This is a genomic window from Streptomyces sp. NPDC026538 (genome assembly GCF_055567535.1).
Genome location: NZ_JBVHQG010000002.1, coordinates 1,313,144 through 1,334,358, shown reverse-complemented (window position 1 = coordinate 1,334,358; position 21,215 = coordinate 1,313,144). Strand labels below are relative to the sequence as shown.

At 71.0% G+C, this 21,215-nt stretch carries 12 protein-coding genes; 10 read left to right on the top strand and 2 right to left on the bottom strand.

Going from position 1 to position 21,215, the window contains the following annotated elements; all coding sequences use genetic code 11:
- Positions 1-53 precede the first annotated feature (53 nt).
- The 4 genes from dapF to hflX all read left to right on the top strand — a co-directional run bounded on the left by dapF (position 54) and on the right by hflX (position 6,531).
- Positions 54-917 (top strand): diaminopimelate epimerase, encoded by an 864-nt coding sequence (gene dapF / locus ACZ4N4_RS12825; protein WP_467587543.1) that lies wholly within the window; start codon positions 54-56, stop codon positions 915-917.
- A 295-nt stretch (positions 918-1,212) separates the two neighbouring features.
- The gene (locus ACZ4N4_RS12820) at positions 1,213-3,330 is read left to right on the top strand and encodes a RelA/SpoT family protein (RefSeq protein ID WP_467587540.1); all 2,118 of its coding nucleotides are present in this window, start codon (positions 1,213-1,215) and stop codon (positions 3,328-3,330) included.
- Between the two features lie 68 nt (positions 3,331-3,398).
- On the top strand, positions 3,399-4,880 hold the full coding sequence (locus ACZ4N4_RS12815) for a M1 family metallopeptidase (RefSeq protein ID WP_467587538.1): 1,482 nt from the start codon (positions 3,399-3,401) through the stop codon (positions 4,878-4,880).
- 157 nt (positions 4,881-5,037) lie between these two features.
- On the top strand, positions 5,038-6,531 hold the full coding sequence (hflX, locus tag ACZ4N4_RS12810; protein WP_467587535.1) for a GTPase HflX: 1,494 nt from the start codon (positions 5,038-5,040) through the stop codon (positions 6,529-6,531).
- A 167-nt stretch (positions 6,532-6,698) separates the two neighbouring features.
- Here the strand turns inward: hflX and ACZ4N4_RS12805 are convergent, their stop codons facing one another.
- On the bottom strand, positions 6,699-7,916 hold the full coding sequence (locus ACZ4N4_RS12805) for a trypsin-like serine peptidase (protein WP_467587533.1): 1,218 nt from the start codon (positions 7,914-7,916) through the stop codon (positions 6,699-6,701).
- Positions 7,917-8,336: 420 nt separating this feature from the next.
- Here ACZ4N4_RS12805 and ACZ4N4_RS12800 point away from each other — a divergent pair, with 420 nt between their 5' ends.
- From ACZ4N4_RS12800 to ACZ4N4_RS12785, 4 genes are all read left to right on the top strand, one after another.
- Entirely contained in the window at positions 8,337-9,887 is a 1,551-nt protein-coding gene (locus ACZ4N4_RS12800; RefSeq protein WP_467587531.1) for a diaminobutyrate--2-oxoglutarate transaminase family protein, read from the top strand.
- 404 nt (positions 9,888-10,291) lie between these two features.
- Positions 10,292-12,598 carry an IucA/IucC family protein gene (locus tag ACZ4N4_RS12795; protein ID WP_467587529.1) on the top strand — a complete coding sequence of 769 codons (2,307 nt, stop codon included), beginning with the start codon at positions 10,292-10,294 and terminating at the stop codon, positions 12,596-12,598.
- A gap of 590 nt (positions 12,599-13,188) precedes the next feature.
- Complete coding sequence (locus tag ACZ4N4_RS12790) at positions 13,189-13,914, top strand: GNAT family N-acetyltransferase (protein ID WP_467587725.1); 726 nt, start codon at positions 13,189-13,191, stop codon at positions 13,912-13,914.
- 261 nt (positions 13,915-14,175) lie between these two features.
- Positions 14,176-16,152 (top strand): ATP-dependent DNA helicase, encoded by a 1,977-nt coding sequence (locus tag ACZ4N4_RS12785; RefSeq protein WP_450767067.1) that lies wholly within the window; start codon positions 14,176-14,178, stop codon positions 16,150-16,152.
- Positions 16,153-16,303: 151 nt separating this feature from the next.
- Here the strand turns inward: ACZ4N4_RS12785 and lexA are convergent, their stop codons facing one another.
- Positions 16,304-17,083, bottom strand: coding sequence for a transcriptional repressor LexA (gene lexA, locus ACZ4N4_RS12780; RefSeq protein ID WP_453565727.1), 780 nt, complete (start codon positions 17,081-17,083; stop codon positions 16,304-16,306).
- A gap of 504 nt (positions 17,084-17,587) precedes the next feature.
- Between lexA and nrdR the strand changes: the two genes are divergently transcribed.
- Positions 17,588-18,139, top strand: coding sequence for a transcriptional regulator NrdR (gene nrdR, locus ACZ4N4_RS12775; protein ID WP_450767065.1), 552 nt, complete (start codon positions 17,588-17,590; stop codon positions 18,137-18,139).
- Positions 18,140-18,303: 164 nt separating this feature from the next.
- Complete coding sequence (locus ACZ4N4_RS12770; RefSeq protein WP_467587525.1) at positions 18,304-21,198, top strand: vitamin B12-dependent ribonucleotide reductase; 2,895 nt, start codon at positions 18,304-18,306, stop codon at positions 21,196-21,198.
- Positions 21,199-21,215: the final 17 nt, after the last annotated feature.

Genomic DNA, 21,215 nt, shown 5'->3' with positions numbered 1-21,215 from the left:
CCCCCACCGGCCCGCGCCCGAAGCACGACGCACCCCTCCCGTACCCTCGAAGAATGAGCATCCCCTTCCTCAAGGGCCACGGCACCGAGAACGACTTCGTGATCGTCCCGGACCCCGACAACGCCCTGGACCTCACCCCGGCCGCCGTGGCCGCCCTGTGCGACCGCAGGGCGGGCATCGGCGCCGACGGCGTGCTGCACGTCGTCCGGTCCGCCGCGCACCCCGAGGCCAAGGGGATGGCCACCGACGCGGAGTGGTTCATGGACTACCGCAACGGCGACGGCTCGATCGCCGAGATGTGCGGCAACGGCGTCCGCGTCTTCGCCCGCTACCTCCAGCACGCCGGTCACGTCACGGAGGGCGACCTCGCCGTCGCCACCCGCGGCGGTGTGAAGACCGTCCACATCGCCAAGGACGGCGACGTCACCGTCGGCATGGGCCGCGCCCGCCTCCCCGAGAGCGACGTCACGGTGAGCGTCGGCGACCGCACCTGGCCCGCCCGGAACGTGAACATGGGCAACCCGCACGCCGTCGCCTTCGTCGAGGACCTCGCGCACGCCGGCGACCTCTACACCCCGCCTCCCTTCAGCCCGCCCTCGGCCTACCCCGAAGGGGTCAACGTCGAGTTCGTCGTCGACCGCGGCCTCGGCCACGTCGCGATGCGCGTGCACGAGCGCGGCTCCGGCGAGACCCGCTCCTGTGGCACCGGCGCCTGCGCCGTCGCCGTGGCCGCCGCCCGCCGCGACGGCGCCGACCCCGCCGTCACCGGAACCCCGGCGACATACACCGTGGACGTGCCCGGCGGACGCCTCGTCATCACCGAACGACCCGACGGCGAGATCGAGATGACCGGCCCCGCCGTGATCGTGGCCGAGGGCGAGATCGACGCCGAATGGCTGGAAAACGCCGCGCGCTGACCCGGCCGGACGTCATGAACCGTGGTCCGGGGCGTCCCACAACACCCGGATCCACGGCCGACGTTGCTCCCGGTAGCGAAAAACGTCGGCCACCCCCCGAACAGGTGGCGCAAAATCGTAAACCTCCAAGTCGTCGCTCGAATGGGTGATCCGTTTCACGCTCGGCGAGAGGCGGTCAGTCGGGCGTGTTGGGCTCGGTAGCATCAAGCACCGGCACGGACGGGGGAACGTCACCAATCCCTGAGCCATGTATGCCCTGGGGCCCCGTCCGCCGGTCCACGAGCCGGAGGTGCCCATGAGTGCGGAGGCCACGAACCCTGCGACGCCCGGACCTGTAGTGCCCACAGCGGCCCGCAGGAAGGCCCGTCCCCGGATCGACCTGCGTCGGCTCGGCCGGGCCGCACTCCTCGGCAACGCGGCGCGCGGCAAGCTGCCCGACGCCATCGGCCATGTCGCCGAGGCGCACCGTGCCCACTACCCCGACGCCGACCTCGAACCCCTGCGCCGCGCCTACGTCCTGGCCGAGTCCTCGCACCGCGGCCAGATGCGCAAGAGCGGCGAGCCGTACATCACCCACCCCCTCGCGGTCACCCTGATCCTCGCCGAACTCGGCGCCGAGACCACGACCCTGACGGCCTCTCTGCTCCACGACACCGTCGAGGACACCGACGTGACCCTCGACCAGGTGCGGGAACAGTTCGGCGAGGAGGTCCGTTACCTGGTCGACGGAGTGACGAAACTCGAGAAGGTCGACTACGGGGCCGCCGCCGAACCCGAGACGTTCCGGAAGATGCTCGTCGCCACCGGCAGCGACGTCCGGGTGATGTCGATCAAGCTCGCCGACCGTCTGCACAACATGCGCACCCTCGGCGTGATGCGCCCCGAGAAGCAGGAGCGCATCGCCAAGGTCACCCGTGACGTCCTCATCCCGCTCGCCGAACGGCTCGGCGTGCAGGCCCTGAAGACCGAGCTGGAGGACCTGGTCTTCGCCATCCTGCACCCCGAGGAGTACGCGCGCACAAGGGAGTTGATCGCCGAGAACGCGGCCCGCGCGGACGACCCCCTCGCCGATATCTCCGACGAGGTGCGCGGGGTGCTGCGCGAGGCCGACATCCCCGCCGAAGTCCTCATCCGGCCACGCCACTTCGTCTCCGTGCACCGCGTCAGCCGCAAACGCGGCGAACTGCGCGGCGCCGACTTCGGCCGGCTGCTGGTGCTGGTCAACGAGGACGCGGACTGTTACGCCGTACTCGGCGAACTGCACACCTGTCTGACCCCGGTCGTCTCGGAGTTCAAGGACTTCATCGCCGTACCGAAGTTCAACCTGTACCAGTCGCTGCACACCGCGGTGGCCCGCGCCGACGGGCAGGTCGCCGAAGTCCTCATCCGCACCCACCAGATGCACAAGGTCGCCGAGGCCGGTGTCGTCGCCCTCGGCAACCCCTACGCCCCGGCCGCCGACGCACCCGTCTCCGACGCCCCGGCCGACGGCGAGCGCGCCGACCCGACCCGGCCCGGCTGGCTCTCCCGCCTCCTCGACTGGCAGAAGGCCGCGCCGGACACCGACACCTTCTGGTCCACCCTCCGCGAGGACCTCGCCCAGGACCGCGAGATCACCGTCTTCCGCCCCGACGGCGGCACCCTCGGCCTGCCCGAGGGCGCCACCTGCGTCGACGCCGCCTACGCCCAGTACGGCGAGGACGCGCACGCCTGCATCGGCGCCCGGGTCAACGGCCGCCTCGCCACCCTCAGCACCGTCCTCAAGGACGGCGACACCGTCCAGCTGCTGATGGGCCAGGACCCGGCCTCCGAACCCTCCCGGGAGTGGCTGGAGCACGCCCACACACCCGCCGCGCGCATCGCCATCCAGCGCTGGCTCGCCACCCACCCGGACAGCACCGAAGAGCCCCACGCGCCCGTGGACGTACCCACGCGCCCGATCCCGGAGCCCCAGGCCGCCACGCCCCGCACCGCCAGCGCCGTGGTCGTCGACCGGCCCGACGCGACCGTACGGCTGGCCGGCTGCTGCACCCCCGTACCGCCCGACGAGGTCACCGGCTTCGCGGTCCGCGGGGGAGTGGTCACCGTGCACCGCGTGGCCTGCGCCGCGGTGGCGCACATGAAGGGCACCGGGCGCCCCGAGACCGCGGTGAGCTGGGGCGACAGCACAGCCTGCCGGGTCACCCTGGTCGCCGAATCGTTCGGCCGCCCGCATCTGCTCGCCGACCTCACCGAGGCGATGGCCCAGGAGGGCGCCGAGATCGTCTCGGCGACCGTGGAACCCCCCACCCAGCAGCGGGTCCGCCACACCTACACCGTCGAACTCCCCGACGCGGCCCACCTGCCCGCCCTCATGCGCGCGATGCGCAACGTGGCCGGGGTGTACGACGTCGACCGAGCGCAACACCAGTAGGTACCCGTTCGAGTGGATCGGGCGCGCGGCATCGCCGTGGGCCGGCAGCGCGCTGGTAGCGGTGGTTCATGTCGCTCACCCTCCGCGCCCGTCGGCCCCGGCGCCGGCACACCGCCCTGCTCGCCTCCGCCGTCTCCGTCGCCCTGCTCGGCGCGAGCGCCCCGCCGGCGCCGCTGGGCGTCGGCGACCGGCTCTTCCCGTACCTCGGCAACCCGGGGTACGACGTGGCGTCGTACGACCTCTCCTTCACCTATCCCGGCAGCAACGACAAGCCGCTCCAGGCCGTCACCACCATCGACGCCTGGGCCACCACCGACCTGGACTCGGTCAACCTGGACTTCGCGCATGGCAAAGTCGAGTCCGTCGAGGTCGACGGCCGGGCCGCCGCCTTCGACAGCGCCGGTGAGGATCTGGTCGTCACCCCGGACCAGCCGCTGCGGCGGGGCAGCTGGACGCGGATCACCGTGAAGCACACCAGCGACCCGCAGGCCGCCAAGGGCCAGGACGGCGGCTGGGTGCGGACCACCGACGGGCTCGCCATGGCCAACCAGGCCGACGCCGCCCACCTGGTCTTCCCGTGCAACGACCACCCGTCCGACAAGGCGATCTTCACCTTCCACATCACCGCCCCGAACGACTACACCGTCGTCGCCAACGGCCTCCCCACCGAGTCCTCCCGGGTCGGCCGGCAGACCACCTGGACCTACCGCACCGAGCACCCCATGGCCACCGAACTGGCCCAGGTCTCCATCGGCCGCTCCGCCGTACTGCACCGCACCGGCCCGCACGGCCTGCCCGTCCGGGACGTCGTCCCGAGCGCCGCCGCCAAGACCCTCGAACCCTGGCTGGCCAAGACCCCGGACCAGATCGCGTGGCTGGAGAGCAAGGTCGGGACGTACCCCTTCGAGACCTACGGCGTGCTCATGGCGCAGGCGTCCACCGGCTTCGAGCTGGAGACCCAGACCCTCTCCCTCTTCGAGAAGAACCTGTTCACCGAGACCGCGTACCCCAAGTGGTACATCGAGTCGATCATGGTGCACGAGCTGTCCCACCAGTGGTTCGGCGACAGCGTCAGCCCGCGCGTCTGGTCGGACGTCTGGCTGAACGAGGGCCACGCCACCTGGTACGAGGAGCTGTACGCGGAGGAGAAGGGCCACCAGCCCATGATCAACCGCATGAAGGCCGCCTACGGCGCCTCCGACCGCTGGCGGGCCGCCGGCGGACCGCCAGCCCTGCCCAAGGCGCCCGACCCCGGCCAGAAGATCAGCATCTTCCGCCCCAACATCTACGACGGCGCCGCGCTCGCCCTCTACGCCCTGCGCCAGGAGATCGGCAAGCCCGCCTTCGAGCGCCTGGAGCGGATCTGGGTACAGCGCCACAAGGACGCCACCGCCACCACCGCCGACTACGTGAAGCTGGCCTCGTCGATCGCGAACCGCGACCTCACCGGCTTCTTCGACGCCTGGCTGTACGGCGAGAAGACCCCGCCGATGCCCGGCCACCCGGACTGGAAGCAGGTCCCGGCCCCGGCCAGGCACTCCAAGAAGTGACGGCGGGGCGGCCCCGGAATAACACGGTGCCGGGACGGTGCGTACCGTGCGACCATCATGGAGTCGGCGCGGTACGGGTCGCGGGGAATCTCCCGGGGTACTCGTACGTTGAGAAAATGAACGCCGATTTCGGCATCCCCATCGACGTAAGGACCCAATGACCTCCTCTTCTTCCCCTTCCCAGGACACCAGGCGCCTCGCGCAGGACTACCCCGAAGGTCTTCGGGCCGATGCCCTGATGGAAGAGGACGTCGCCTGGAGCCACGAGATCGACGGAGAGCGGGACGGCGACCAGTTCGACCGCTCCGAGCGCGCGGCCCTGCGCCGCGTGGCGGGCCTCTCCACCGAGCTCGAGGACGTCACCGAGGTCGAGTACCGACAGCTCCGCCTGGAGCGGGTCGTGCTGGTCGGGGTGTGGACCACCGGCACCGTGCAGGACGCGGACAACTCCCTCGCGGAGCTGGCCGCCCTCGCCGAGACGGCGGGCGCCCTGGTGCTCGACGGTGTCATCCAGCGCCGCGACAAGCCCGACGCGGCCACCTACATCGGCTCCGGCAAGGCTCTGGAGCTGCGCGACATCGTCGTCGAAACGGGCGCGGACACCGTCATCTGCGACGGTGAGCTGAGCCCGGGCCAGCTGATCCAGCTGGAGGACGTCGTCAAGGTCAAGGTCATCGACCGGACCGCCCTGATCCTGGACATCTTCGCCCAGCACGCCAAGTCCCGAGAGGGCAAGGCGCAGGTCGCGCTCGCACAGATGCAGTACATGCTGCCGCGCCTGCGCGGCTGGGGTCAGTCGCTGTCCCGGCAGATGGGCGGCGGCTCGGGCGGCGGCCTCGCCACCCGTGGTCCCGGTGAGACCAAGATCGAGACGGACCGGCGGCGGATCCGCGAGAAGATGGCGAAGATGCGCCGGGAGATCGCGGAGATGAAGACCGGCCGCGACATCAAGCGCCAGGAGCGCAAGCGTCACAAGGTGCCGTCCGTCGCCATCGCGGGCTACACCAACGCCGGCAAGTCCTCCCTGCTCAACCGCCTCACGGGCGCCGGCGTCCTGGTCGAGAACGCCCTGTTCGCGACCCTGGACCCGACGGTCCGCCGCGCGGAGACCCCGAGCGGCCGCCTCTACACGCTGGCCGACACCGTCGGCTTCGTGCGCCATCTGCCCCACCACCTGGTCGAGGCGTTCCGCTCCACCATGGAGGAGGTCGGCGACGCCGACCTGATCCTGCACGTGGTCGACGGCTCGCACCCGGTGCCGGAGGAGCAGCTGGCCGCCGTGCGCGAGGTGATCAGGGACGTCGGTGCCACCGACGTGCCCGAGATCGTGGTGATCAACAAGGCGGACGCGGCCGACCCGCTGGTCCTCCAGCGGCTGCTGCGCAACGAGAAGCGGTCCATCGCGGTCTCGGCCCGCACCGGCCGGGGCATCCAGGAGCTGCTCACCCTGATCGACGACGAGCTGCCCCGCCCGTCCGTCGAGATCGAGGCGCTCGTCCCTTACACCCACGGCAAGCTGGTCGCCCGCGCTCACAACGAGGGCGAGGTCCTCTCCGAGGAACACACCGCCGAGGGCACCCTGCTCAAGGTCCGGGTCCACGAGGAACTGGCAGCGGAACTGACACCGTACGTTCCGACTCCGGCTGCGTGACGACTGATCGGTGAAGGGCCCGCCCCTTTCAAGGGGGCGGGCCCTTCATGCTTTGTCGGGGGCGCGAGGCTGAATCGACATGCGGCTCCGCCGCGTGGGCGCCACCGGTCACCGACGGCCGTGTCAGCCGACAACGCGGCAGCGCCCGCGGGGAGACGGCTGCCCCTCTACCGTCCCGCGAAGTCCTTGCTGACCCCCTCGTACACACCCTTGGCCACAGCACCGAACCGTGGCCCGGCCAGCCACCCCGAGCTCACCGGCCCGATCGACGTGTTGGACACCAGCGCCGGCTTGCCGTCCGCCCCCGTCTCCACCCAGCCGCCACCCGATGCCCCACCGGTCATCGTGCAGCCGATCCGGTACATCGTCGGCGCCGACGCGTCGACCGACAGCCGCCCCGGCTTGTCCGCGCACTGGAACAGCAACGACCCGTCGTACGGCTTCGCCGCCGGATACCCGGTGGCCGTGATGCTCGAGACCTTCGGCACGGCCGGTCCGTCGAAGTTCACCGGAAGCGCCGAACCGACCGTCTCCTCCAGGGACTTGCCGCCACTGCCCTGCTCCGGTGTCACATGGATCACCGCGTAGTCGTACGACGCGCCGTCGCCGCCCGTCTCCCCGCCCTGGTCGATCCACTGCTGCGAGGTCTGCGCCCCGTCACCCCACCAGACGCCGTACGGCGCGACCTGGGAGCGCGTCGCCTGCGTGAGCGCCGTGCCCGTCAGTCCCTGGTCGTTGTACGACGGCACGAACGCGATGTTCCGGTACCAGCCGCCGTTCTTGCCGGCGTGCACGCAATGACCCGCCGTCCACACCAGGTTGGACTTGCCCGGGTGAGCCGGGTCCTCGACGACCGTCGCCGAGCAGACCATCGTGCCCTCGGGGGAGTCGAAGAACACCTTCCCGGCGGTGGCCGCGTTGGCGTGGTACGTCGGCCGCACGGCCTTTGCCTCGACCGGGCCCGGCGTCGGGTCGGTCACCCCCTGGTCACCGGAGAGGTCGTTGTCGTCGACGCCCTTGTTCTCGTCCGGGTCGTTGGCGTCCCGCATCCGGTTCGGGTTCCACAGGCCCTTGATGATGGGGTTGACGAAGTCGTTGGCCTCGCGCAGCCAGTCGTCCCTGTCCCAGTTCTTCCAGGCGCCGTTCTTCCACTTGTCGATGTCGATCCCGTGCTCTTTGAGCTTGTTCTTGATGTCGTCCGGGATCTTGATCTTGCCGTCGCCGGTGTCGGCCGTGGCGGACACCGGCGACGGGCCGCCCGCGTTGTCGTCGCCGGAGCTGTCGCAGGCGGTGGCGGTCAGCGCCAGCGCCGAAGCGAGGGCGACGGCCGCCAGCGCCCGGGGCGCGCCCCTTCGAAGGGTGAACGACGGCCGGATGGATCGCATGCTGGTGACTCCCCCTGTTGGTAAGGAACTTGAGCGTCACACTATGCGGTCGCTGTGCGGGGCCGCCCATGGAAGGGCAACGGTTTCGCTACGGGCGGTCCGGTGCGGCCGTCCCCGCACTCCCGTCACTCGGACCCGCCTGACCTCGTCAAACCGCGCTGACCCGGACGGGTCCGTTCCCGTTGGGTTCCGGCCGGGGGACGAGTGTGCGGCCGCCGGTACCGGACGCCGCTCGGCAGGTATCACGGTGTGACAGACGGTGGGCCGGTGTCGGTGTCCGTCGGTCTCGTGAAGGCAAGGATCTTGAGGCAACCCGTAACCCGTCGGCCGGTCCGGGGTTGGTAGCGGTGGGGGTCCCGCTGCCTGTGCCCGGTGCCCGCCGATCAACTCGCCTCTGGACAGCGGGGAGGACAGCGAGCCGTGGCCGTGACGGAGTCGGTGACCGGGGACACGTTCGGGGGAGCGCGCGCGGCGTACGAGGGGATCCTGAGACGCCAGTCGGCGCGCGAGTCGCGGGCGCGGACCTACGCGCGTGCCCTCCCCATCGTGCCGGTGCGGGCCCGTGGGCTGACCATCGAGGGCGCCGACGGCCGCCGCTACCTGGACTGTCTCTCCGGCGCCGGCACCCTCGCGCTCGGCCACAACCACCCGGTCGTACTGGAGGCGATCCGCAAAGTCCTGGACTCGGGCGCCCCCCTCTCCGTGCTCGACCTGGCGACCCCCGTCAAGGACGCCTTCATCACCGAGCTGTTCCGCACCCTGCCGCCCGGCCTCGCCGACCGCGCCCGCGTCCAGTTCTGCGGGCCCGCCGGGACGGACGCCGTCGAAGCCGCCTTCAAACTCGTCCGGGCCGCGACCGGCCGCACCGGCATCCTCGCCTTCACCGGCGCGTACCACGGCATGACCAGCGGCGCGCTGGCCGCCTCCGGCGGGGCCTGCGACGTACGGGTCGCCCGGCTGCCCTACCCCCAGGACTATCGCTGCCCGTTCGGCGTCGGCGGCCCGGGGGGCGCCGAACTCGCCGCCCGCTGGACCGAGTCCCTCCTCGACGACCCCAAGTCCGGCGTCCCGCTGCCCGCCGGGATGATCCTCGAACCCGTCCAGGGCGAGGGCGGGGTGATCCCGGCGCCCGACGACTGGCTCCGGCGGATGCGGCAGCTCACCGCCGACCGCTCCATCCCCCTCATCGCGGACGAGATCCAGACCGGGGTGGGCAGGACCGGAGCCTTCTGGGCCGTCGAGCACAGCGGGGTCACCCCCGAGGTGATGGTCCTGTCCAAGGCCATCGGCGGCAGCCTCCCCCTCGCCGTCGTCGTCTACCGCGACGACCTCGACGTCTGGGAACCCGGCGCCCACGCCGGCACGTTCCGAGGCAACCAACTCGCCATGGCCGCCGGCACGGCCACCCTCGCCCACGTCCGGGAGAACGGCCTCGCCGAACGCGCGGGCCTGCTCGGCTCCCGCATGCTCGCCCAGCTGCGGGGCCTCCAGGAGGAGTTCGCGTGCGTGGGCGACGTGCGGGGGCGGGGGTTGATGATCGGGTTGGAACTGGTGGATCCGGAGGGGGAGCAGGGCCCGGGAGCCGCGCAGGACGGGTGGGCGTGGGCCACGGGGGAGGGCGAGGGATACGCGGAGACCCCGCAGGACGGTGAGATCCGGGGATCCGGTAAGCCGGGCGGCGGTGCGGTGAGCGGGTGGAACGGTGCGGGCCGTCGCCGCCCGCACCCGGCCGCTCCCGAACTGGCCTCCGCCGTGCAGCGCGCATGCCTGGAACGCGGGCTGATCGTCGAGCTCGGCGGCCGCCACGCCGGTGTCGTGCGACTCCTGCCGCCGCTGACCATCACCGACGAACAGGCCGCCGCCGTCCTGGACCGCCTCGCCGACGCCGTGGCGGCGGTGGCCCGCGACCCGGCCGCCCACGGTGTACGGCCGCCCCGCCGACGGGGCGGCGGTAAGGAGCCGGCCGGCTAGCCCACCCATCCGGAACGGGCCGACCGGCCACCGTGCCCGAGGCGACCGAGCCGAAGGGACCGCCCGCAGCGAACCCGCTCGCCGGACCAGCCGGAAGGCGCCCGCCCACAGGATCGCGGCCGACGGGCCGGCGCCCCGGCGCTGCCGGACCGGCGCAAGCAGGCCGGCCGCCCGGCGCCGCCGCACCGAAGCAGTCGCCCGGCGCCGCACCGAAGCAGTCGCCCGGTGGACCCGAACCGAACCACCCGGCCCGACCGGGCCGCGCATGAGACCCCACATCGTCCGCACCTCTCTCGTAAGGACAGCCAGCACCCGACTCACGCCCCGGACAGCCGAGTTCGCCGCACACGACGGCCGCCGGCCACCGGCCGACCCCGCACCACCCGAGCCCCTGAGGAACCCCCTTGAACGCCACCCCCACCCCCGACGACCACGGAGACCAAGGCCCACAGGGACGCCCCGTTCCGCTCGCCGAGTCGGTTCCCCAGCAACGCGGCCGCACCTTCCCGCCCGAGCGGTCCCGCGATGACACCGGGGACCTTCTGGAACACCCCGACCCGCACATCGCCGCCCAGGCCGCCGCCGTGGAGAACCTGCTGCGCTGCTGGGCACGCGAGACGAACCTCCCCGCGCCCGACACCGGCACCCTCCGCATCCCGCTGCCCGCCAGCGGTACGGCCCTGATCACCCCGGTCCGCCACTGGTCCCCCACCGGCTGGCACCGCTTCGGCCCACCCCGCCTGGCCGGCACCCCCGAGACCGCCCCGCCCGTCGACGCGCTCACCCTCGCGGCCCTGCTCAGCCGGGAGACGGCGGCAGCAGCAGGGGGCACGGCGGTCCAACCGGAGGGCGGCCGCGGTCAGGTCGGATGTGGCCCCGGTCCGGGCGGTGGCAGCCCTGGGCCGGTCGGTGGTGGCCCCGGTCCGGGCGGTGGCAGCCCTGGCCCGGGCGGTGGCAGCCCTGGTCACGTCGGTGGCATCCCTGGTCAGGCCGGTGGCAGCCCTGGTCACGTCGGTGGCATCCCTGGTCAGGCCGGTGGCAGTCCTGGTCAGGTCGGTGGTGGCCCCGGTCCGGGCGGTGACAGCCCCGGTCCGGTCGATGGCAGGTCCGGTCCGGTCGATGGCATCGTCGCCCAAGCCAACGGCAGCCCCCTCCACCTCAACGGCAGCCCTCTCCATCCCGACGGCGGCTCCCCCCGCGCCGAAGGCGCCCCCCGCGCCGAAGGCGCCCCCCGCACCCAGGCCGTCCCCGACGCCGGCGACCTCGTGGCCCGGGTCGCCGACTCCCTGCGCCGCACGGTCACCTTCATCGCGGACCGGCGTGCCCACCCCGCCGACGGCCCCGACCGTTTTCTCGGCGCCGAACAGGCCCTCCTCCTCGGGCATCCCCTGCACCCGACCCCGAAGAGCCGCGAGGGCCTGACCGACTCCGAAGCCCGGCTCTACTCACCGGAGTTGCGCGGCTCCTTCCCGCTGCACTGGATGGCAGTCGCCTCCTCCCTCCTCGCCACCGACTCGGCCTGGACCGAGCGCGGCCGCCCGGTCCCCGCGCCGCACCTCATGGAAAGACTGGCCGGCACGGCCCTGCCCCTGCCCGACGGCTATGGCGCCGCCCTGCCCCTGCACCCCTGGCAGGCCCGTGAGGTCCGCCACCGCGAGACGACCGCCGCCCTGCTCGACGCCGGACTCCTGCGCGACCTGGGCCCTCTCGGCGTCCCCTGGCATCCCACCTCCTCCGTACGAACCGTGCACCGCACCGGCGCCCCCGCCATGCTCAAGCTGTCGCTGGGCCTGCGCATCACCAACTCCCGCCGGGAGAACCTCCGCAAGGAACTCCACCGCGGCGTCGAGATGCACCGCCTGCTGCGCACCGGCCTCGCCAAGCAGTGGCAGGCCGCCCACCCCGCCTTCGACATCGTGCGCGACCCCGCCTGGCTGGCCGTGGACGGCCAGGACGGCCGACCCGTGCCCGGACTCGACGTGATGATCCGGCACAACCCGTTCACCCCCGACGACGACGTGTCCTGCCTTGCCGGATTGACCGCACCCCTCCCCCTGGACGCCCCAGCGGCGAACGGCGCTCCCCGGCCGTACCGGTCCCGGCTCGCCCGGGTGGTCGCCCGGCTGGCCGAACGCACCGGCCGCCCGGTCGGCGCCGTCAGCGCCGAGTGGTTCCTGCGCTACCTGGAGCAGGTCGTCCGCCCGGTGCTCTGGCTCGACGGCGAGGCCGGCATCGCCCTGGAGGCACACCAGCAGAACACCCTGCTCCTACTGGACGCCGACGGCTGGCCCGCCGGCGGACGCTACCGTGACAACCAGGGCTACTACTTCCGTGAGTCCCGGCGGGCGGAACTCGACGCCCGGTTGCCCGGAGTCGGCGAGCACAGCGACACCTTCGTCTCCGACGAGGTCACCGACGAACGCTTCGCCTACTACCTCGGCATCAACAACGTGTTCGGTCTGATCGGCGCGTTCGGCTCCCAACAGCTGGCCGACGAGTGCCTTCTGCTCGCGGCCTTCCGCCGGTTCCTCACCGACGCGGCCTCCGGAACCGCCCGGATGCGCACCTCCCTGCCCGGCCGCCTGCTCGATTCACCCGTCCTGCGCTGCAAGGCCAACCTGCTGACCCGGCTGCACGGCCTCGACGAACTCGTCGGCCCGGTCGACACCCAGTCCGTCTACGTCACCATCGCCAACCCCCTCCACTCCTGACCGTCCCGCCGCGCTGACCACGCCGACTACTGCCCACCACCCCGGCCTTCACCTGCCGCCGACCACTGACTCCACCCGCCGCCTTCATCCACCACCTTTCGTCCACCGATCTCCATCCACCTCACCGACCGAGGAACATGACCCACCTCGTCTCCTGAGAGGAGCGCACCATGCCTCCCACCGACGCGAGCGCCGACGCAGGCCCCGTACCGGTCCACCCCGTCCACCCCGGCCGCTCAGGTCCCGCCGAGGACACCCGGGACTGCGAGGACACCTTGGACCTCCGCCTGCCCGCCGATCTCCTCGCCCTCTTCGCCGGGAAGACGACCGGCCCCGATCTCGGTACGACGAGCCACACCGCCGAGGGCGGGACACCCGGCTCCGACAACGGCGGTGGAGGACTGCCCGCACCGGCCGCCCCGGACGGCACTCGCGCCGCCGCCCCGACCACCGAGTCACCGGCCCCCGCACTCGACCCCGACCGAGCCCCTGCACTGGTTCATGACCGATCCTCGACACTCGGACCCGACCGAGCCGCCACGCTCGACGACGAGCGATCCGCCGCGCTCAGTCGCGATCGACAGACCCCAATCGGTCATGAACAACCGACCCTGCCGGGCCACGACCGACCGACCCCGCACGCCGACGTCCGACCGACCCCGCATGCCGACGTCCGGTGGACTCCGCATGCTCAGGCCCGACCGACCCCGCTCCACCAAGACCCCCTCGGCCCACTGGACACGCTCGACCTGCTCGATCAGCTGGCCGGCTGGGGCCCCACCGAGACCCCCGTCGGCACCTTCCACCTCGTGCCGGTCCACATCGAACGCGACCTGCCGATCATCAGCCGCTGGATGAACGACCCCGCCGTGGCCGCGTTCTGGCAGCTGGCCGGCTCACGGGCGCAGACAGAGGATCATCTGCGTGGCCAGCTCGCGGGAGACGGACGCAGCGTGCCCTGCTTGGGCAGTCTCGACGGCACCCCGATGAGCTACTGGGAGATCTACCGGGCCGACCTGGACCCGCTCGCCCGCCACTATCCGGCCCGCCCGCACGACACCGGAGTCCACCTCCTCATCGGCGATGCCGCCGACCGGGGGCGCGGACTGGGGTCCGCCCTGCTCAGAGCCGTGGCCGATCTCGTACTTGATCACCGCCCCGCCTGTGCGCGCGTCGTCGCGGAGCCCGATCTTCGCAACACCCCCTCCGTGGCCGCCTTCCTCGGCGCGGGCTTCCGCTACGCCGCCGAGATCGACCTGCCTGCCAAACGGGCCGCCCTCATGATCCGAGACCGGTCCCTACGTCATCTGATGTAGCGCTGAGTGATGGCGCGGACACATGTAGTACGAAGCGGGCGCCGATCAAGTTCCCGGCCACCCGGAAGAATTCGGAACAACCCGCTACCCGGCCACCCGGGAGGAGACGACACGGGCAAACCCCCTGGCCTGCCCTTCCCTTGGTGGCCCCTTCATAACTCCTCCTCAGCCCACCTGCCCAGGAGCACCTCGCGTGATCCCGCCCCTCGTCCTCGCCTTGATCGCCCGATTGTCAGTGCCGGGCCGTAGGGTGGTCGCGCTATGACGAAGCCCTCCCTCCCTGAACTCCTGCATGCCGCTGTCACAGCTGTCGGCGGTACGGAGCGCCCCGGCCAGGTGACCATGGCCGAATCGGTCGCCGAAGCGATCGACGACGGATCCCATCTGCTGGTCCAGGCCGGCACCGGCACCGGAAAGTCGCTCGGCTATCTGGTGCCCGCGCTGGCCCACGGCGAGCGGGTCGTCGTGGCGACGGCGACCCTCGCCCTGCAGAGACAGCTCGTGGAGCGGGACCTGCCGCGCACCGTCGACGCCCTCCACCCGCTGCTGCGCCGCCGCCCGGAGTTCGCGATGCTCAAGGGCCGGTCGAACTACCTGTGTCTGCACCGGCTGCACGAGGGCGTGCCGCAGGACGAGGAGGAGGGCCTCTTCGACCAGTTCGAGGCGGCTGCGCCGACCAGCAAGCTCGGCCAGGACCTGTTGCGGCTGCGGGACTGGGCGGACGAGACCGAGACCGGCGACCGGGACGGCCTCACCCCGGGCGTCTCCGACAAGGCATGGGCCCAGGTCTCGGTCTCCTCCCGGGAGTGCCTGGGTGCGTCCAAGTGCGCCTACGGCGCCGAGTGCTTCGCCGAGACGGCCCGTGAGCGCGCCAAGCTCGCGGACGTCGTCGTCACCAACCACGCGCTGCTGGCGATCGATGCCATCGAAGGCGCCCCGGTGCTCCCGCAGCATGAGGTGCTGATCGTGGACGAGGCGCACGAACTGGTCTCACGGGTCACCGGCGTCGCCACCGGCGAACTCACCCCGGGCCAGGTCAACCGAGCGGTGCGGCGGGCAGCCAAGCTGATCGACGAGAAGGCCGCCGACCAGCTCCAGACCGCCGCCGAGGGCTTCGAGCGGCTGATGGAGCTTGCCCTGCCGGGCCGCCTCGAGGAGATCCCGGAAGATCTCGGCTACGCCCTGGCGGCCCTCAGGGACGCCGCCCGCACCGTGATCTCCGCGATCGGCACGACCCGTGACAAGTCCGTCCAGGACGAGGACGCGGTCCGCAAGCAGGCCCTGGCCTCGGTGGAGACCGTGCACGACGTGGCCGAGCGGATCGTGAACGGCTCCGAGTGGGACGTCGTCTGGTACGAACGCCACGACCGTTTCGGCGCCTCGGTGCGGGTCGCCCCGATGTCCGTCTCGGGCCTGCTCAGGGAGAAGCTCTTCGCGGACCGTTCGGTCACTCTCACGTCGGCGACCCTCAAACTCGGCGGCGACTTCAACGGCGTCGGCGCATCCCTGGGCCTCGCCCCCGAGGGCACCGAGGGCGACGACCTCCCGCAGTGGAAGGGCGTCGACGTCGGTTCCCCCTTCGACTATCCGAAGCAGGGCATCCTCTACGTCGCCAAGCACCTGTCGCGCCCCGCGCGGGACGGTGACCGCGCCGACATGCTCGACGAACTGACCGAGCTGATCCAGGCCGCCGGAGGCCGCACCCTCGGCCTCTTCTCCTCGATGCGGGGCGCCCAGCAGGCCGCCGAGGAGCTGCGCGTCCGGATCCCCGAGTTCCCGATACTGCTGCAGGGTGAGGAGACCCTCGGCGAGCTGATCAAGAACTTCGCGGCGGACCCCCGGACCTGTCTCTTCGGCACGCTGTCGCTGTGGCAGGGCGTCGACGTCCCGGGCCCCAGCTGCCAGCTGGTCGTCATGGACAAGATCCCGTTCCCGCGCCCGGACGACCCGCTGATGAGTGCCCGGCAGAAGGCCGTCGAGGACGCCGGCGGCAACGGCTTCATGGCGGTCGCCGCCACCCACGCCGCGCTCCTGATGGCCCAGGGCGCGGGCCGGCTGGTCCGCGCGTCGGGGGACCGGGGCGTGGTCGCCGTACTCGATCAGCGGCTGGCCACCGCGCGGTACGGCGGCTACCTGAAGTCGTCACTGCCCGACTTCTGGTACACCACGGACCGTAACCAGGTCCGGAAGTCGTTGGCGGCCATCGACGCGACGGCTCGGCAGGCGGAGGCGAAGTGATCGCGGGTTAGCCTGACCCGGCGCCGGGTCAGGCTAACCCGCGATCCGAAGAGGCGGTCGCCGGGGTCCGGACAGTACAAGACCCCGGAACCGGCGCAGGGGTCCCGGGGTCCGATCGGAGGGCGGGCGGGATGACCGCCCGCCGCAGGCGTCACACGCGACGCAGTACCGCGACGACCTTGCCCAGGATGGTCGCGTCGTCGCCGGGGATCGGCTCGTAGGCCGAGTTGTGGGGGAGGAGCCACACATGCCCGTCCTCGCGCTTGAAGCGCTTGACGGTGGCTTCGCCGTCGAGCATGGCGGCGACGATGTCGCCGTTCTCGGCGACCGGCTGGCGGCGGACGGTGACCCAGTCGCCGTCACAGATCGCGGCCTCGATCATGGAGTCACCGACGACCTTGAGCACGAACAGCTCGCCGTCGCCGACCAGCTGCCGAGGGAGGGGAAAGACGTCCTCGACCGATTCCTCGGCGAGGATCGGCCCACCGGCGGCGATCCGACCGACCAGCGGGACGTACGACGCGGCGGGCTTGCCGGCGGTGTCCGTGGGCTGCACGCTGACGGCCTGGTCGGAGCCGCGTACCTCGTACGCGCGCGGGCGGTGCGGGTCGCGGCGCAGGAAGCCCTTGCGCTCCAGTGCCATCAGCTGGTGCGCCACCGAGGACGTGCTGGACAGGCCTACGGCCTGGCCGATCTCTCGCATCGACGGCGGGTAGCCCCGCCGCTGCACCGAGTCCCTGATCACCTCGATCACTCGGCGCTGCCGGTCGGTGAGGCCCGAGCTGTCCGCCCGGATGCCTGGAGGTCGGCCCGGTAGGGAGCGCTTGTGCGCCTCGGGATTCACGGCTTCGTTCATGGCATGCACCGGGTCGAGTCGGCCCTGGGAGCGGTCCTGGGCGGTGATGATGGCACTGTCTGCGGTCGTGGTCACGTCGGCCCCTCTCGATGGTCTCCCTGCTGGACAACGGTAGTTGCTTTCGAAAGGTTGCGCCAAACACACGTTCGAGTGAAAAAACGCGGTTCACCGTACGCGATCACGGGTCTGGGTGTATGGCTCACGCGGTACCCAGCGGACAAAAGGTCCCATCGTTGTACTCTTCACCGCCGGGCTGATGGCCGTGTGGGTGTACCCAGTCTGCCATCCGGACCCCGGCCGACCGGGGCGACCGCCCCCATCTGCGCCGGAGCCGCACGTGACCTCCGTGCGGCGCCCACGGTATCTCCGTATCCGCCGTAGCGGTACGTGTGCGACACGCGCAACCTGGCGATGTATCAGCCAATCACCACATCTAGTGGTTGGATTGCTACAGCAGCCCACAAGTTGTGGTCCCCCGGGTCTCCGGTGGCTCTGAGATCGCCTATGCTTGGGGCTGCTTCGTGGGGCCCGGGTGGTCCAGCGAGGCCATTGAGTCTGCTGTGAGGAGGGTTGGAGATCATGCACTGCCCCTTCTGCAGGCACCCCGACAGCCGCGTGGTCGACAGTCGTACGACCGACGACGGCACGTCGATCCGCAGGCGCCGCCAGTGCCCTGACTGCTCCCGTCGTTTCACGACCGTGGAGACGTGCTCGCTCATGGTGGTGAAGCGGTCCGGAGTCACCGAGCCATTCAGCCGTACCAAGGTCATCAACGGCGTGCGCAAGGCGTGCCAGGGACGACCTGTCACCGAGGACGCACTCGCCCAGCTCGGCCAGCGGGTCGAGGAGGCGGTGCGGGCCACCGGAAGTGCCGAGCTGACCACCCACGACGTGGGGCTGGCCATACTCGGCCCGTTGCAGGAGCTCGACCTCGTCGCCTACCTGCGATTCGCCTCCGTCTACCGGGCTTTCGACTCGCTCGAGGACTTCGAGGCCGCGATCGCGGAGCTCAGGCAGGCGGCGCAGGACCCCGTCGCGGACGACGAAGACGCGGGAGCGGGGAGCCAGGAGGACGATCACGGGCCGGGCGGTACCACCAGGGCGCCCGAACCCGTCCATCTCGCCGGCTGACGGGCGGACCGGAACCGGGGGGAGGACCCGAATCCGGTTGTCGGACGGCGATCCAGGACTTGTCGCGGGTGGCAGCTGACGGTGCCCGCGGCGTCAGTACAGAACAGCGTGTCACGGGAACATCGTGGCATTTCAGGGCGTTTTTGCCCGTAGAGGGAGGCGGCATGACAGAGACGGCGAGCGGTCCGGCACGGAGTTCCCGCGCGAAGGGCACCAAGGCCACCAAGGGGCTGCGTATCGAGCGCATCCACACCACCCCCGGCGTACACCCGTACGACGAGGTGAGCTGGGAGCGCCGTGACGTCGTCATGACCAACTGGCGCGACGGCTCGGTCAATTTCGAGCAGCGTGGCGTCGAGTTCCCCGACTTCTGGTCGGTGAACGCGGTCAACATCGTCACCAGCAAGTACTTCCGGGGTGCCGTCGGCACCCCGCAGCGCGAGACCGGCCTCAAGCAGCTGATCGACCGCATCGTGAAGACGTACCGGAAGGCCGGCGAGGACCACAAGTACTTCGCCTCGCCCGCCGACGCGGAGATCTTCGAGCACGAGCTGGCATACGCCCTCCTGCACCAGGTCTTCAGCTTCAACAGCCCCGTGTGGTTCAACGTGGGCACGCCGCAGCCCCAGCAGGTCTCCGCCTGCTTCATCCTGTCCGTCGACGACTCCATGGAGTCGATCCTCGACTGGTACAAGGAAGAGGGCATGATCTTCAAGGGCGGCTCCGGTGCCGGCCTGAACCTCTCCCGGATCCGCTCCTCCAAGGAGCTGCTCTCCTCCGGTGGCAACGCCTCCGGCCCGGTCTCCTTCATGCGCGGTGCCGACGCCTCGGCCGGCACCATCAAGTCGGGTGGCGCCACGCGTCGCGCCGCCAAGATGGTCATCCTCGACGTCGACCACCCGGACATCGAGGACTTCATCGAGACCAAGGTCAAGGAAGAGGAGAAGATCCGCGCCCTGCGGGACGCGGGCTTCGACATGGACCTGGGCGGCGACGACATCACGTCCGTCCAGTACCAGAACGCCAACAACTCCGTCCGCGTGAACGACGAGTTCATGAAGGCGGTCGAGCAGGGCGGCCAGTTCGGCCTGCGCGCCCGGATGACCGGTGAGGTCATCGAGGAGGTCCGGGCCAAGGACCTGTTCCGCAAGATGGCCGAGGCCGCCTGGGCCTGCGCCGACCCGGGCATCCAGTACGACGACACGATCAACCACTGGCACACCTGCCCGGAGTCCGGCCGGATCAACGGCTCGAACCCCTGCAGCGAGTACATGCACCTGGACAACACGTCCTGCAACCTCGCCTCGCTGAACCTGATGAAGTTCCTGAAGGACGACGGCCTGGGCCACCAGTCCTTCGAGGTCGAGCGCTTCGCGAAGGTCGTCGAGCTGGTCATCACCGCGATGGACATCTCCATCTGCTTCGCGGACTTCCCGACCCAGAAGATCGGCGAGAACACCCGCGCCTTCCGCCAGCTCGGCATCGGCTACGCCAACCTCGGCGCCCTGCTGATGGCGACCGGCCACGCCTACGACTCCGACGGCGGCCGCGCGCTGGCCGGTGCCATCACCTCCCTGATGACCGGCACGGCGTACAAGCGCTCCGCCGAGCTGGCCGCGGTCGTCGGCCCGTACGACGGCTACGCCCGCAACGCCGACGCCCACAACCGCGTCATGAAGCAGCACGCCGACGCCAACACCGTGGCCGACCGCATGGACGACCTGGACACCCCGGTGTGGGCCGCCGCCACGGAGGCCTGGCAGGACGTGGTCCGCCTCGGTGAGAAGAACGGTTTCCGTAACTCCCAGGCGTCCGTCCTCGCCCCCACCGGCACCATCGGTCTCGCGATGTCCTGCGACACCACCGGTGTCGAGCCCGACCTGGCGCTCGTGAAGTTCAAGAAGCTGGTCGGCGGCGGCTCGATGCAGATCGTCAACGGCACGGTCCCGCAGGCCCTGCGCCGCCTGGGTTACCAGGAGGAGCAGATCGAGGCGATCGTCGCCCACATCGCCGAGAACGGCAATGTGATCGACGCCCCCGGCCTCAAGCACGAGCACTACGAGGTCTTCGACTGCGCCATGGGCGAGCGCGCCATCTCCCCGATGGGCCACGTCCGCATGATGGCCGCGATCCAGCCGTGGATCTCCGGCGCCATCTCCAAGACGGTCAACATGCCGGAGACGGCGACCGTCGAGGAGGTCGAGGAGATCTACTACGAGGCCTGGAAGCTCGGCGTCAAGGCGCTCGCGATCTACCGCGACAACTGCAAGGTCGGCCAGCCGCTCTCCGCCAAGACCAAGGAGAAGGAGAAGGCCGAGGTCACCGAGAAGGCCGAGGCGACCATCCGCGAGACGGTCGAGAAGGTCATCGAGTACCGCCCGGTCCGCAAGCGCCTCCCGAAGGGTCGTCCCGGCATCACCACGTCCTTCACCGTCGGTGGCGCCGAGGGATACATGACGGCCAACTCCTACCCGGACGACGGCCTGGGCGAGGTCTTCCTGAAGATGTCCAAGCAGGGTTCGACCCTCGCGGGCATGATGGACGCCTTCTCCATCGCGGTCTCCGTCGGCCTCCAGTACGGCGTGCCGCTGGAGACCTACGTATCGAAGTTCACCAACATGCGCTTCGAGCCGGCCGGAATGACGGACGACCCGGACGTGCGGATGGCGCAGTCGATCGTCGACTACATCTTCCGCCGGCTGGCGCTGGACTTCCTGCCGTTCGAGACGCGTTCCGCGCTCGGCATCCACTCCGCTCCGGAGCGCCAGCGTCACCTGGAGACCGGTTCGTACGAGCCGTCCGACGACGAGGTCGACGTCGAGGGGCTGGCCCAGTCGGCGCCGCGCGCCCAGGAGCTGAAGGCCGTCGCCTCCCCGAAGGCCGAGGCCGCGGTGGCCAAGCCCGCCCCTAAGCAGGCCCACACCAGCGCCGAGCTGGTGGAGATGCAGCTGGGCATCCAGGCCGACGCCCCGCTCTGCTTCTCCTGCGGTACGAAGATGCAGCGGGCCGGTTCCTGCTACATCTGCGAGGGCTGCGGCTCGACCAGCGGCTGCAGCTGACGAGTTGACATGAAGTG